General features: G+C 68.7%; 12 protein-coding genes. 11 read left to right on the top strand and 1 reads right to left on the bottom strand.

Annotated features, from left to right (window positions below):
• Positions 1-43: 43 nt before the first annotated feature.
• The 5 genes from OG875_RS00295 (at position 44) to OG875_RS00275 (ending at position 4,880) form a co-directional block, all read left to right on the top strand.
• Positions 44-793 (top strand): SDR family oxidoreductase, encoded by a 750-nt coding sequence (locus OG875_RS00295; protein ID WP_330172155.1) that lies wholly within the window; start codon positions 44-46, stop codon positions 791-793.
• 489 nt (positions 794-1,282) lie between these two features.
• Positions 1,283-1,924: a mycothiol-dependent nitroreductase Rv2466c family protein gene (locus OG875_RS00290; RefSeq protein WP_330172154.1), complete on the top strand. Its 642-nt coding sequence runs from the start codon at positions 1,283-1,285 to the stop codon at positions 1,922-1,924.
• Positions 1,925-1,978: 54 nt separating this feature from the next.
• Entirely contained in the window at positions 1,979-2,932 is a 954-nt protein-coding gene (locus OG875_RS00285) for an EamA family transporter (RefSeq protein ID WP_330172153.1), read from the top strand.
• Between the two features lie 94 nt (positions 2,933-3,026).
• Positions 3,027-4,241, top strand: coding sequence for an MFS transporter (locus OG875_RS00280; RefSeq protein ID WP_330172152.1), 1,215 nt, complete (start codon positions 3,027-3,029; stop codon positions 4,239-4,241).
• 246 nt (positions 4,242-4,487) lie between these two features.
• Positions 4,488-4,880 carry a VOC family protein gene (locus OG875_RS00275; protein ID WP_330172151.1) on the top strand — a complete coding sequence of 131 codons (393 nt, stop codon included), beginning with the start codon at positions 4,488-4,490 and terminating at the stop codon, positions 4,878-4,880.
• Positions 4,881-5,994: 1,114 nt separating this feature from the next.
• Here OG875_RS00275 and OG875_RS00270 read toward each other — a convergent pair.
• Positions 5,995-6,306: a hypothetical protein gene (locus OG875_RS00270; protein ID WP_330172150.1), complete on the bottom strand. Its 312-nt coding sequence runs from the start codon at positions 6,304-6,306 to the stop codon at positions 5,995-5,997.
• A 545-nt stretch (positions 6,307-6,851) separates the two neighbouring features.
• Between OG875_RS00270 and OG875_RS00265 the strand changes: the two genes are divergently transcribed.
• The 6 genes from OG875_RS00265 to OG875_RS00240 all read left to right on the top strand — a co-directional run bounded on the left by OG875_RS00265 (position 6,852) and on the right by OG875_RS00240 (position 14,926).
• On the top strand, positions 6,852-7,631 hold the full coding sequence (locus OG875_RS00265) for an alpha/beta fold hydrolase (protein ID WP_330172149.1): 780 nt from the start codon (positions 6,852-6,854) through the stop codon (positions 7,629-7,631).
• A gap of 167 nt (positions 7,632-7,798) precedes the next feature.
• Positions 7,799-8,497, top strand: a complete 699-nt coding sequence (locus tag OG875_RS00260; RefSeq protein WP_330172148.1) for a type 1 glutamine amidotransferase domain-containing protein — start codon at positions 7,799-7,801, stop codon at positions 8,495-8,497.
• A gap of 91 nt (positions 8,498-8,588) precedes the next feature.
• Positions 8,589-9,281 carry a phosphoribosylanthranilate isomerase gene (locus tag OG875_RS00255; protein WP_330172147.1) on the top strand — a complete coding sequence of 231 codons (693 nt, stop codon included), beginning with the start codon at positions 8,589-8,591 and terminating at the stop codon, positions 9,279-9,281.
• 5 nt (positions 9,282-9,286) lie between these two features.
• A complete protein-coding gene (gene upp, locus OG875_RS00250; RefSeq protein WP_330172146.1) occupies positions 9,287-9,958 on the top strand; it encodes a uracil phosphoribosyltransferase in 672 nt (223 codons plus the stop codon).
• 108 nt (positions 9,959-10,066) lie between these two features.
• Positions 10,067-10,741: an NAD(P)H-dependent oxidoreductase gene (locus OG875_RS00245; RefSeq protein WP_330172145.1), complete on the top strand. Its 675-nt coding sequence runs from the start codon at positions 10,067-10,069 to the stop codon at positions 10,739-10,741.
• Between the two features lie 129 nt (positions 10,742-10,870).
• Positions 10,871-14,926, top strand: coding sequence for an amino acid adenylation domain-containing protein (locus OG875_RS00240; protein WP_443079029.1), 4,056 nt, complete (start codon positions 10,871-10,873; stop codon positions 14,924-14,926).
• Positions 14,927-14,931 lie beyond the last annotated feature (5 nt).

The raw sequence follows: 14,931 nt of genomic DNA, 5'->3' as shown, positions 1-14,931 counted from the left end.
ACCGAACCCGCTCACGGTTCCCTTCCCCTCGCGAGGACTCCTCATGAAGACCGTTCTGATCACCGGCACCTCCTCCGGCTACGGGCGGGAGACCGCCCGCTGGTTCCACGCACGCGGGTGGAACGTCGTCGCCACGATGCGTACGCCGCGCGCCGGCGTCCTGCCCGAGTCGGACCGCCTCCGCGTCGTCGGGCTCGACGTGACCGAACCCGACACCATCGGCGCCGTGTTCGAGGCGGCGGGCCCCATCGACGTCCTGGTCAACAACGCGGGCATCCCCTCGATCGGCGTGTTCGAGGGCACCTCCGCGGCCCGGGTGCGGGAGGTCTTCGACACCAACACGTTCGGGGTGATGGAGACGACGCGGGCGGTACTGCCCCAGTTCCGCGAGCGGGGCTCCGGCGTGATCGTCAACGTGACCTCCAGTGTGGTGCTGGGCCACATGCCGCTCTCGGCCGTCTACAAGGCGAGCAAGATGGCCGTCGAGGGATTCACCGCGTCCCTCGCGCTCGAACTCGCCCCCTTCGGCGTACGGGCGAGGACCGTCGAGCCGGGCGCCTGTCTGACGACGAACTTCGCCGCCGCCGCGACCAACGGCGCCTCGCCGGACGAACTGGTCCCGGCGCCCTACGCGGCGTGGGCGAGGAAGGCCATGGAGGCGTTCACGGCCCAGGACCTGTTCACCGAGGAGAGCGACGTCGCCGAGACGGTGTGGCAGGCCGTCCACGACACGACCGGCCGGCTCCGTTTCCCCGCCGGCCCCGACGCGGTCCACCTCGCGCAGGCGAAGTGAGCGACCCACGGGTGAGGTGATGTCGGGGACACCATGGACACCGTACCGACGGGCCCACCACGGCACCGGCCGCGTCAACTCCCCCGTCGGTACGGCCTCCTCGCACGCGCGGCCGGCGCACGACCGCCGTTCCACCGCTCGTACGTCCGCCGCTCCACGGCCCGCGCGTTCCCCCGATCGCCGTGCACGCGTACCGCGGGTACCGGGCCCCGAGGATCCATCGCGATATGAGATCGATCGTGTGACAAGCATGTGTTGGACTCATCAATAGCCTCGGTCCGATACTGATGACGAACGCACGTGGCAGGAACGTCTTCGGGCCGACCCCGCCGGACGGGCCCCTGATCGAGGCCCCTCCGGCGTGCCCGGAAGCCGCGCCGCCGCTGCCTCTCCTCGTATCTCCCCTACCTCCCGCACCTGGGCACACCGCGCCGAGGCATACCCGCGCGCGCCCTCGCGCCCATGACACCGAAAGGACGAGCGACCGCCATGAGCGCCACGCCCGCACGTTCCGAGACGACCGTCGCCGACATCTGGGTGGACCCCCGCTGCCCCTGGGCGTGGATCACCTCACGCTGGATGCTGGAGGTCGAGCAGGTCAGGCCGCTGGAAACGCGATTCCACATCATGAGCCTGTCGGTCCTCAACGAGGGCCGCGAGGTCCCGGAGAAGTACCGCCAGGGCATGATCGACGGCTGGGCCTGCGTACGCGTGTGCGTCGCGGCGCAGCGGCAGCACGGCAACGAGGTGCTGCGCCCCCTCTACAACGCCATGGGCCGCCTGATCCACCACGAACAGGCCGGGCTCGGCCACGACATGATCAGCGCCGCCCTCGAAGAGGCGGGTCTGCCGGCCGCGCTGATCGACGCGGCCGAGGACACCTCCTGGGACGAGCCGCTGCGGACCGAGCACCACGAGGGGATGGACCCGGTCGGTTCCGAGGTCGGCACCCCCGTGATCCACGTGCCCGGCCCGGACGGGAAGCCGCTGGCGTTCTTCGGCCCGGTGCTCACCCCCGCCCCGCGTGCCGAGGCCGCCGGAAGGCTCTGGGACGGCGTGCTCGCCGTGGCGGGCACGGACGGCTTCTTCGAGCTGAAGCGCGGCCGTGACCGCGACCCGATCTTTGACTGAGCCGGCCGGACGGACGACGGGAACCACCGTTGTTCCCACGGGATGTGAGGCAAGATGAACAACAGACAGAAGGTACTCACGGCCGGTCTGACCGGCCTGGCTCCGGCCGTCTGGGGCAGCACCTACCTGGTGACCACCGAACTGCTGCCCCCGGACCGTCCGCTCCTCGCGACCACCATGCGCGCCCTGCCCGGCGGCCTGGTCCTGCTGGCCCTCGGCCGGACACTTCCCGTGGGCGTCTGGTGGTGGCGCGCCCTGGTGCTGGGCGTCCTGAACATCGGCGCCTTCAACTTCCTGCTCTTCGTCGCCGCCTACCGGCTGCCGGGCGGCATCGCCGCCATGATCATGTCGGCGCAGCCGATGTTCGTGGTCATCCTCGCCGCTCTCTTCCTCAGCGAGAGGATCAGAGCCGTTCATGCCCTGGCCTGCGTCATGGGTGCCGGGGGAGTCGTCCTGCTCGTCTTCAAGGGCACGGCGGCGCTCGACGCCGTCGGAGTCCTCGCCGCGGTCGGCGGTGCGCTGTGCATGGCGTCCGGCATCACACTGACCAAGCGGTGGGGCCGGCCGGAGGGCGTCGGCCTGCTCACGTTCACCGGATGGCAACTCACGGCGGGCGGCCTGGTCCTGCTGCCGTTCTGGCTGGCGCTCGAAGACATGCCCGACGGACTCACCGGCTCCAACGTCATCGGGTTCGCCTACCTCATCACCCTGGGCGCGGTCCTGAGCTACATCGTCTGGTTCCGGGGCATCGAACGCCTGCCCGCCGTGGCGGTCTCCTTCCTGGCGCTGGGCAGCCCGATCGTCGCGACCCTGCTGGGCTACGTCGTCAAGGACCAGGGGCTGTCCGCCCTCCAGATCGTCGGTGTGGTCGTCATCTTCCTGGCCATCGTGCTCGGCCAGCTGCGTCCGACCCGACCGAAGCCGGAGAAGCCCGCCCCGGCCCCGCCGCCCGCCACCGCCGCCCACGTCCCCGACCGGCCCTCCCTGGAACAGGAACGCAGCGGCTAACGGCGCACGCACCTCCGCACGTCCCGACTTCCCCGCCCATCCCCGAGCCACGACCCATTCGCCCACCGCGCCCGACCACATCCGGAGAAATGACATGACCACGCAGGAAGAGACGAACACCCCCTTAACGACGCCACCGAAGCAGATCTCCCCGACCCGGGGATGGCTGGGCGTCGCTGCCATCACCGCCAGTCTGTTTGTCTTCCTCACCACCGAACTGATGCCGATCGGTCTGCTCACCCCGCTCAGCGAGAGCCTGGGAGTGTCCGTGGGCTCGGCCGGCCTCATGGTCACTGCGCAGGGTGTCGCGGCCGGTCTCGGCGTGCCGTTCATCGTGGCGTGGACCCGGCGCGTCAACCGGCGGCGGCTGCTGACCACGCTGCTGGCCGTCCTGGCGGTCGGCAACCTGATCACCTCGATCGCTCCGAACTACCCGCTGATCCTCGGCACCCGCCTGATCATGGGCTTCGCCAGCGGCGTCTTCTGGGCCATCGGCGTCAGCATGGCCATGCGCATCGTCCCGGAGAAGCACGCCAACCGGGCCGCCGCCGTCGTGATGTCCGGGATCTCCATCGCCACCGTCGTCGGCATTCCGCTCGGCACCCTGCTGGAGAGCGCCACCGACTGGCAGACCACCTTCCTGATCTGGTCCGGTCTCAGCGCCCTGGTGTTCCTCGCGGTCGCCCTCACGATCCCGTCGCTGCCGTCGGCCAACGCGATCTCGGTCCGCGAGGTCTTCGAACTGCCCGTCAAGAACGTGCAGTTGCGCGTGGTCCTGGTCATGGTCGTGTTCTTCGTCCTCGGCCACTTCGGCGCCTACACGTTCGTCCGGCCCTACCTCGAGGACAGTACGTCCGCCACCGTCGGCTTCATCACCGTCATCCTCATCGTCTTCGGCGTCGGCGGCGCGATCGGCAACTTCATCGGCGGACAGACCGTCAACAAGAGCCTGCGGGGCAGCTTCATCGTGGGCGGCCTGATCATGATCGCCGCACTCGTCATGCTGCTGACCGTCGGCTCCAGCAACGTCGGCGTGATCGCCGCCATGGTCCTGTGGGGCCTCGCCTTCGGTGTCGTCCAGCTCAGCCAGATCAACATGACACTGTCGGCGGCCCCCGACACCTTCGAGGCCGCGATGTCGCTCAACACCATGGCCTACAACACCTGCATCGCCGCGGGCGCCCTCATCGGCGGCCTGTTCGCGGACAACGTGGGTGTCACGAGCGTCGTCTGGTTCGGCATCGTCATGGTCGCCCTCGCCGTCATCCTCCGCGCCTTCACCGGCAGGCGGACGCCCGCGGCGGTCTGACCCCTCCTGACCACCGAGGTACGGTCCCGGCTCCGCCCTCACCCCGAGGGCGGAACCCGGGGAACGGACGTCGTGCGAATCCCCCGCCGCGACGATCCGCGCCGCCTCCGGTGTGTGGGCGTGTGCTCCGCCGGCGACGGCGGAACACACGCCCACTGTGAATGCGACGCGGCGCGGTCTCCCGGACGGCCTCCGGTAGGCTCGGCGCCCGGAATTCAACAGGCCCTATCACCGGGAGGTTGTTCCATGCGAGTGCGAGTCAAAGAATTCGACCACTTGGTGCTCAACGTGCGCGATGTCGAGCGCTCCCTGGAGTTCTACTGCGGACTGCTCGGCCTGGAACCGGTCCGGGTGGAGGAGTGGCGGGCCGGCAAGGCGCCGTTCCCGTCGGCACGGGTCAGCCCGTCCATGATCATCGACCTGTTCAACCTCCCGCGCACCGAGTCGAACGTCGACCACTTCTGTCTGAGCGTCGAGCCGCTGGACTGGCAGGACATCATCGCCACGGGTGAGTTCACCGTGCTGCGGGGCCCCGTCGGCCGCTTCGGCGCGCGAGGTGACGCGCAGTCGATCTACGTCGAGGACCCGGACGGCAACACCATCGAGTTGCGTTGGTACCCGCAGGACGTACAGGACTGAACTCCGCGACGCCGCCCGTGCGGTGACGCGACGCACCGGAAACGGCGCACCCGACGTGCGAGGGCTTCCTCCCGACCGCTCCTGTCCTCCAGGAGCGGCCCGGGGAGGGAGCCCTTCGCGCGTTTCCCGGACCCGCTCCATGAAACAGAACACCCCTGGCCCGCCCGACGCGCGACACCACACCCGGCGACCGATACGACCGTCCGGCCCGCACGGGGCGGCCGAAATCCCGGAGCTTCCGCCATCCATCTCGGATCACGATGGATGAGGTGACGAACAGGTGTTGGACCGGTGGACCGTCGCCAGGTGAGGGTGTGAGCGTGACAAGACCAGCACAGCGGTTTCCTGACGGGGGCGACGGCGGTGTTCACCACCGCCGGGGAGGACGCCCGGGGCCGGTTGCCGCACGAAGACCGACCACCGCACCTCCAGGTCGGCCGCCTCCGCCGTGAACTCCGGGGGCCCGCCCGACCGCGGGCGCGCACCGGGAACACCTCGACGGCCGGAGCCTCTTCGCCGGGCGGGCGCGCGGGTGTTCGCGAGGGCCGGGGCCGTACGGCATCAGGACCTTCTGCCCACCGTCGCGGGACCCGTGGCCCTGCGGGTCGCGGGCCGCTGATCCGTACGGTGCGACCGGCCCGGCGGCCTTCCGTGCCGGGCGGTGGTACCGGAACGGGCACGTCGTCGACGACGTGCCGGTCCCTCGGCCACGGTCTCGGTGCCGGCGCTTTCACGCGTCGGCGGCCCGCGTGGTGGAGAAGGTCCGGGTGCTCCGCCTGTCGCCGCCCCGTGTTTTCACACCGAACAGGCACCCGCATTTCGTGAGCGGGCCACGCGCGCGTGGAAAAGCGTGCGCGCACCACTTTTCGGAGCACGAGTGCGTCCCTGTCGCCGACCGGTTCCGGGGAGAAGACATCCCTCCGCTCGCCGGCCGCCGAGGCAAGGCGCGTTCCCGCGGGAAATCGGTCGTGAGATCCGCCACACCCGCGTTGTCACCCCGATATGTCCAACCGCCCTCTCCCGGTCGGCGAAGACATGAAGTTCGGGACGGGAATCGTTGACTTGCCCGCAGAAAGTGCCTTCCGTTTGTACCCGCATAACCCCTGGGCAGGGTTCATCGTCCCAGCTCAGAAGATGATTTCTTTGTGCCTGCCCGACTTCCGGGATCATCATAATCGAAACGGAATTCAATATTCGCGGGTTGTGGTGGTGGGACGGGAGAGATAGAGTCCGATGTCATCGGGTCGGGGGCCGAAGTGACGGGCAGATCAGAGAAGCTGACCGAGGTAATTGCCTCGCGGATCGGGCATCTGCTCGCTAAAATCAGTCGCGTGCCTTCTGCCGCCGAGAAAATCGAGCTGGATACCGAGATGACGTGGCCGCCGAATGACCTCCGGTCGGCCACCGGCACGAATGCCGTACTCATGGAGCGGCATCATCGCTGAGATCTACTGTCGAACGGGCGCGTCCGCCCGGTCGGACAATTTCGACCGGGTGTTCCTGGCCGGCATCGCCGACAATGGTGCGAGCTGCCGGACAGCGAAATGATTGCTGAACTGACACGGGGGATTTTCGTGAGCTGCACGCTTTGTATGCCGATTCCGGCCTCACTCATGGGCGACATCGTAGAGAAGCGGACCTGACCCTCCGCTCTCCGAGCCCTTTCATTCTGTTGTCACGGCTGCTCCGGCATGCCGGCACAACATGACGCCCCCGATCGAACGGGTGGCTCCGACGTGCGCCGGGAAAGCTGAAATATCGGCCGCCGGCGCCGGGCACGAATAAATGCGGCGCGTTGTCGGCGCATGCCACCGACGACTCTCGATTCCCTGAATGCGAAAACAGGCGGCGATCCGGCCGACGACCCATGTCGGATCCGGGTGCGCTCAAGCCTGCCCCGCACATGCCCACCGCTGCGAGAAAACGGCGGATCAGCGATCCGCCCGACATCCAGAAGGAGAATGATCGTTCATGCCTACGATTTCCGTGGGAAACGCGCGCATCAAGTACGAGGTCACCGGCTCGGGCCCCAGCCTGGTACTGGTGCACGGTGTCGGCAAGGGTGGTCACAGCGCCTTCGGCCACCTGGTCGAGGAGTTCGCGAAGCGCAACACGGTCATCGTGCCCGACCTCTCCGGCAGCGAGGCGGCCGAGGACGACGGCGGTGACCTGACCATCGAGGGGCTGGCCGAGGAGGTCTCCGCGGTCATCGCGGACGCCACGACCGAGCCGGTCGACCTGGTGGGCTTCTCGCTCGGCGGGGCGGTCGTGGCCGCCGCGGCGGCCCTCCACCCCGAGCAGGTACGACGCCTGATACCCGTGGGCGGCCTGGTGCACGCGGACACCTACATGAAGAACCTGATCGGTCTGACGCTCAGTCAGAAGCACGACCCCGTCGCGTTCGGGCGGGTGCTGACCACCACCGCGTTCAGCCCGAAGTACATCAACAGCCTGGACGGCGTGGACGACGTCCTCAAGCTCGGCGCGGAGCTCAGCCCGTCGAACGGACGCATCCGGCAGCTGGAGCTCCTGGTGCGGGTCGACATCCGCGACCTCGTCGGCAAGGTCCGGGCCGAGACCCTCGTCGTCGCCGCCAACCCGGACGCCGCGGTCCCGACCGAGCACTCCCGGGAACTCCACGCCGGAATTCCGAACTCCTCGTACCACGAGTTCGACAGCGGCCACATGGTGCTCTTCGAGCAGCCTCTCGAATTCGTGAAGCTCGTCAACGAATTCATTCACCGGCCCTGACCGCGGTCCGGCGGACAGGTCGCACGGTGGGTGCGGCGCGGCCCGGGAAACACACGGTCCCGGGTCGCCGCACCCACCCGCACCGTCCGTGACCGGGGTCGGCACCTGAAGAAAGCCATCCCGGCGGAAGTCCACACTCGGCTCAATCGAGATATTCAGGAGTGGAAATGTCCAAGATCCTGCTCGCGGTCAGCAGCCACGACGTCCTGGGGAATACCGGCAACAGGACGGGCTACAGCGTTTCGGAAGCGGCCCATCCGTACAACGTCTTCACCTCCGCCGGCTACGAGGTGGACTTCGTGTCCGTACGGGGCGGCGAACCCCCGGCCGTGGTGTTCGACGGTGAGGAGAACGACCCCGACATCACGGGCTTCCTCGCCGACGAGACCGTGCGGGCGAAGCTCCTGGCGACCCGGCCGGCCGCCGAGGTCCGCTCGGCCGGATATTCCGCGATCTTCTACGTCGGCGGGCACGGCGCCATGTGGGACTTCCCCGAATCGCCGGAACTCGCCCGGCTCGCCGTCGAGATCTACGAGCAGGGCGGTGTGGTTTCCGCCGTCTGCCACGGTCCGGCCGGTCTCGTCAACCTCCGGCTGTCCGACGGCTCCCTCCTCATCGAGGGAAAGCGGGTCGCCTCCTTCACCAATGAGGAGGAGGACTCCCTCGGACTTGTCGACGTCATGCCCTTCCTTCTCGAGGACCGGCTGAAGGAACGCGGCGCACTCCACAGCAAGGCGCCGAATTACGTCGCCCACACGGAGAACGACAATCGCGTCGTCACGGGCCAGAACCCCGCGTCGGCCGCCCCCGTCGCCGAGATCGTCGTCAATGAGCTCAAGAGCGTGGCGGACAGCCGCCAGAACTGACCGGTGAGACCCGCACCGACCGTGTGCGGTCCGAAATCAAATCTCCGACACACATCCGTCGTGAACGGCTCCAAGAAAAGGGACAACAATCATGCAGGGATTGATCCAGGTCGCGGGAATCATCGACCAGGCCGAGGCCGACATGATCATCGAGGAGGGCGCCGACTGGCTCGGATTCGCGCTGCGCCTCCCGGCCAAGAACGAGGACCTCTCCGAGGCGGCCGCCGCCGCGATCGTCAAGGCGATCCAGCCGCAGCACAAGGGCGTCATCATCACGTACCTGACGGACGCCGACGAGATCAAGGGGTTCTGCGCCGAGATGGGCGTCGGTGCCATCCAACTGCACGGTGACGTGAGCCCGTCCGAGCTGCGCAAGCTGCGGAAGATCGACCCGGACCTCTACGTGCTGAAGAGTCTGGTGGTGAAGACCGACAACATCGGCGAGCTCACCGGGGTCGTCGAGGGCGCCGCCGAGTGGGTCGACATGTTCATCACCGACAGCTTCAACCCGGCGACCGGCGCCAAGGGCGCGACGGGCCTGGTGCACGACTGGTCCATCAGCGCCGAGCTGGCGCGGATCTCGCCCCGGCCGTTGATGCTGGCCGGCGGCCTGACCCCGGACAACGTCGCCGCGGCGATCGAGCACGTACGCCCCGCCGCCGTGGACGCGCACACCGGCCTGGAGAACTCGACCCGCCGCAAGGACCGCCTGAAGGTGCGCAGGTTCGTCGAGGAGTCGCGCAAGGCCTTCAGCCGGATAGCGGCCGAAGCCCAGCAGGGGTGACCCGGATGACCACCGAGACCAGGCCGCTCCAGGACGCCGTACACCTGCTGCCGCAGACCGAGCAGCTCCGCGCACTGCACACGATCATCCGTGACCGGCACGCCGACCGGGCCGACTTCGTCTCGAACGCGAGCAGGATCTTCCGCCAGGTGCTGGAGGCCGGCCTGGAGCAACTCCCGTACGAGCCGCACGAGGTGCAGACCCCGGTGGGCAGGACCTACCACGGCCTGCGTCTCACCTCGCAGGTGTGCGGGGTGTCCGTCGTCCGCGCGGGGGACAGCATCGAGGCCGAGCTGCGGGTGATGATGCCGGGGATCCGGCTCGGCAAGATCCTCATCCAGCGCGACAAGGTGACGAAGCTTCCGCACCTGTACTACTCCGCGCTGCCCCTGGACATCGCCGACCGCCATGTCCTGCTGGTCGACCCGATGCTGGCCACCGGCGGGACCGCGCTGGCCGCGATCCAGCTCCTGCTCGACAAGGGCGTGCCCGAGGAGCACATCGTCTTCGTCAACCTGCTGTCGGCGCCCGAGGGCATCAGAGCCGTACGTGAACGCTACCCGGCGGTGCGGATGGTGACCTCGTCCATCGAGGAACGGCTGGACGAGAACGCCTACATGCAGCCCGGCATCGGCGACTTCGGCGACCGGTACTTCGGGACGGACGCGCCGCAGTGAGCGGCGCCCCCGCCCCGACGGAGTGACCCCGGGCCGCGACACGCGGCCCGCCGCCGACGTCCCGCGCGTCAGGGACATCCCACGACCACCCGAGGAGCACCGCACCCCATGTCCACCACGGACTTCAACGGCGCCACGAAGGTCGCCGTCGTCTACTACTCCGGCACCGGCAACGTCCACAAGCTCGCCACGGCCGCCGCGGAAGCCGCCGAGAAGGCGGGCGCGGAGACACGCCTGCGCCGCGTACCCGAATACGTCAACGAGTCGCTCGCGCCCCAGTTCACCGAATGGACCGAGGCGTGGGCGGAGAACGCCGAGGCGATGAAGGACGTTCCGACCGCCGGGGTCGACGACCTCGAGTGGGCGGACGTGATCCTCCTGGGCAGTCCGGGCCGCTTCGGGCTCATCGCCGCGCCGCTCAAGCACTTCATCGACCTGGCCTGGCCGCTGAACGCGCGCCGGGGACTGGTGAACAAGGTGATGTCGTCCTTCACCTCGACGGGCTCCCAGCACGGCGGCCAGGAAGGCACGATCCTGTCGCTGAACAACGTCTTCTACCACTGGGGCGCCATCATCGTGCCGCCCGGCGTGACCGACGACATCCAGATGGCACCGAGCAACGGCAACCCCTACGGGGTGAGTTCGGTCTCCGGCCGGCAGGCCGTCCCCGGGCGGCTCGCGGAGAACGTCACCGAGGACAACCTGGCGGCCCTCGCGTACCAGACCCGCCGGATGATCGAGATCGCCACCGCGCTGCGCCACGGCTTCGCCGCCGCGCGGTGACCGCACCGCGATAGCGACGGCTTCTCGGCACCCGCGACCACGGGTGCCAGGAAGCCCTCGCGGCCCGGTCGGGCTCGCGGTCGCCCTTCCCGCGAAACAGATGATCGCCACATATTCATTGGGGGATGAATGCAACCGCTCCATCATGCGAGGTTGAATCCGTTACCACCCGTGTGTCTTCCCGACCTGCTCGACGCACAGGCCCTGGCACGGCCGGACGACACGGCGGTCGTCTCCGACGGCGACCGGCTCACCTACCGTGAGCTCGTCCGGCGCAGCTCCGAACTGTCCGGTCTGCTGGAACAGCTCGGCGTGGCCGCCGACGACCGGGTCGGCCTGTTCGTCGAGCCCTCGACCGACCTGATGATCGGCGTGTGGGGGATCCTCTTCGCCGGCGGCGCCTATGTGCCGCTGTCGCCGGAGTACCCCGAAGAACGCCTGCGCTACATGATCGAGGACTCCGGCACCAAGGTCATCGTCGCGCAGTCGACCCTCACCGACCGGCTGGCCGCGCTGGCGCCCGAGGGCACCAGGATCGTCGTGCTGGAGGACGCCAAGGGCTTCGACCGGGCCACCACCGGCCCGGCCCCCGACAACCTCGCGTACGTCATCTACACCTCGGGCAGCACCGGCAGGCCCAAGGGCGTCATGATCGAACACCGCAGTGTCGTCAGCCAGTTGCGCTGGCTCGCGGCGGTCCACGGGCTGGACCGTGAGAAGACCGTGCTGCAGAAGACACCCATGAGCTTCGACGCGGCGCAGTGGGAACTCCTGGCACCCGCCTGCGGGGCCACGACCGTCATGGGCGCTCCGGGCATCTACCGCGATCCCGAGCGCCTCATCGACACCATCGACGCGCACGGCGTCACCACCCTCCAGTGCGTACCCACCCTGCTCCAGGCGCTGCTGGACGGCGGACTGAGCGCGTGCGCGTCGCTCACCCAGGTCTTCACCGGCGGTGAGGCGCTGTCCAAGCCGCTCGCGGGGCTCTTCCTGGACGCCCTGCCGTGGTGCGACCTGATCAACCTGTACGGGCCGACGGAGTGCACGATCAACTCGTCCGCGTTCGCCGTGGGCCGGGCCGCGCTCCACGACGGGACGAGCTCGATCTCCATCGGCACCCCCGCGCACGACGTCGAGTACCGCATCCTGCGGGCCGACGGGTCCGAGGTGGGCGTCGGCGAGATCGGCGAACTGCACATCGGCGGAATCCAGTTGGCGCGCGGCTACCTGCACCGGCCGGAGCTGACCGCGCAGCGCTTCGTGGACAACCCGTTCGGGGAAGGGAGACTGTTCAGGACGGGCGATCTGGCCCACTGGAACGCCGACGGCACCGTCCAGTTCATCGGCCGCGCGGACAACCAGGTGAAACTGCGCGGTTTCCGGGTCGAGCTCGACGAGATCAAGCTGGCGATCGAGACCCACGACTGGGTCCGGCACGCCGCGGTCATCGTCAAGAACGACCCGCACACCGGATTCCAGAACCTCATCGCCTGCGTGGAGCTGAGCCCCAAGGAAGCCGCCCTGATGGACCAGGGCAACCACGGCGCCCACCACCAGTCCAAGGAGAGCAAGCTCCAGGTCAAGGCGCAGCTGTCCAACGCGGGCACCCGGGACGCGGCGGAGACCGGCGGCCGGGCGGTGATCGACCTGCCGGGAAGGACCGCCACGGAAGCGCAGCGGCGCCAGGCGTTCGCGCGTAAGTCCTACCGGTTCTACGAGGGGGGCGAGGTCACCTCGGCCGACATCCTCCGCCTGCTCGGACGGCGGATCTCCGGAGCCGAGCCGATCGCCCCGGCCGACCTCGGCCGGGCCGGACTGGGCGGGATCCTGCGGCACTTCGGGCAGCACCTGAGCCCGGAACGACTGCTGCCGAAGTACGGCTACGCGTCACCCGGATCGCTCTACGCGACGCAGCTGTACCTGGAGATCACGGGATTCGACGGCCTGCGCCCCGGGTTCTACTACTACCACCCGGTCTCCCACCAGCTGGTGCTGATCACGGAGACGGCCGGCGCCGGCGAGCCGGGGGTGGCACTGCATTTCGTCGGCAAGAAGCGGGCCATCGAGCCGGTCTACAAGAACAACATCCAGGAAGTGCTGGAGATCGAGGCCGGCCACATGGTGGGCCTGTTCGAGGAGATCCTGCCCTCGTACGGACTCGACGTCAGGGGCCGGGACTTCACCCCGTCGGTCAAGGACCGCCTGGAGGTCGCGGGGGAGGACTACTACCTCGGCGCGTTCGAGCTGGTGCCCTACGCCGGGCCGCGGCCGGACGGCACGGTCGACGTGTACGTGCAGACCCACCCCGGCAAGGTCGCCGGCCTGCCGGCGGGCCAGTACGCCTACACCGGCGGCGAACTCGTACGGATCTCGTCCGAACTCGTCCAGCGCAAGCACGTCATCGCCATCAACCAGGCCGTGTACGAGCGGGCGAGCATCGGGATCTCGGTGATCAGCCGGACCGGCGAGGACTGGCGGCGGTACATCGACCTCGGGCGCACGCTCCAGCACCTGTCGATGAACGACGAGAACCTGGGCTTCATGTCGTCCGGGTACAGCTCCAGGACCGGCGACGACCTGCCCTCGGCCACCCGGATCGACGACGTCCTGCGGGGACTCGGCCGGGACACCGGCCCCTCGTACTTCTTCGTCGGCGGGCGGGTGAGCGACGAACAGCGGCTGCACGAGGGCATGAAGGAAGACGTCGTGCACATGCGGGGCCCGGCGGAGCTGATCCGGGACGACCTGGTCAATTTTCTGCCGCACTACATGATCCCGAACAAGGTCGTGATCCTCGACCGGCTGCCGACCACCGCCAACGGCAAGATCGACACCAAGGCGCTCGCCGCGTCCGACACGACGAACGTGGACCGGGACGACCGGCCCTTCGTCGCGCCCCGCACCCACCTGGAACGCCGGATCGCCGACCTGTGGACCAAGGCGATGAGACGGGAGACCGTCTCGGTGCAGGACGACTTCTTCGCCGTCGGCGGCAACTCGCTGATCGCCGTCGGACTGATCAACAGGATCAACCGGGAGTTCGAGGCGGCGCTGCCCCTACAGGTCCTGTTCGAGGCGCCCACGGTCGAGAAGCTCGCCCGGCGGCTCGGCGGGGCCGAGACGGAACCGTCCTCCCGGCTGGTTCCGCTGCGAACCGAGGGGACGTCGACACCGGTCTACTGCTGGCCCGGACTCGGCGGCTACCCCATGAACCTGCGGCTGCTCGCCGAGGAGACGGGAACCGGCCGGCCGTTCTACGGGGTGCAGGCGTACGGGATCAACGCGGGTGAGATCCCCTACCCGACGATCCGGGAGATGGCGGCCGAGGACGTCAAGGCCATCAGGGGCCTTCGCCCGCACGGTCCCTACCAGCTGTGGGGCTACTCGTTCGGCGCGCGGGTGGCCTTCGAGGCGGCGTACCAGCTGGAACAGCTGGGAGAGCGGGTCGAGCAGGTCTTCCTGATCGCCCCCGGCTCGCCCAAGGTCGGCGGCGCCGGCGCGGAGGACCGGGTGGCCGACTACACCAACCAGGCGTACGTGACCATCCTCTTCTCGGTGTTCACGGGCACGGTCAGCGGTCCGCTGCTGGACGCCTGCCTCGCCGTGGCCAAGGACGACGAGAGCTTCGCCGCCTTCATCGGCGAGAACTTCCCGGAACTCGACGCCGACCTGGTCCTGCGGATCACCGAGGTCGTACGGACCACGTTCGACTTCAGCTACACCTTCCGTGAGCTGACGGAGCGCCGGATCACGGCTCCCGTCACCATCTTCAAGGCGCGGGGCGACGACTACTCGTTCCTGGACGGCAGCAGCGGCTACACGACGTCGGAGCCGGACGTCGTGGAACTCCGGGCCGATCACTACTCCCTGCTCAGGGCACCGGACATCGACGAACTCGCGACGGCCGTCGGCCGGCGCCTGACCCTCCCGAAGGACACCGTCATGCCGCACGTCAACATCAAGCACTTCCCGGTGCCGCTCAGCAGCGAACAGCAGGCCGAGCTGGTGGCGGCCGTCACCAAGGCGGTGACCACCGCCTTCGGCTGCGGCGAGGGGGCGGTGTCGATCGCGGTCGAGCCGATCGAGAGGGAGCTCTGGAACGAGAAGGTCTACATCCCGGAGATCGTCAACCGCAGGCACATCCTCGGCAAGGTACCGAACTACGGACCGGACACCCAGTGAGAGGG

It is taken from the genome of Streptomyces sp. NBC_01498, from assembly GCF_036327775.1.
Lineage (GTDB): Bacteria > Actinomycetota > Actinomycetes > Streptomycetales > Streptomycetaceae > Streptomyces.
Note: the sequence above shows the minus strand (reverse complement) of the source record. Positions and strands in the feature narration are given on the sequence as shown.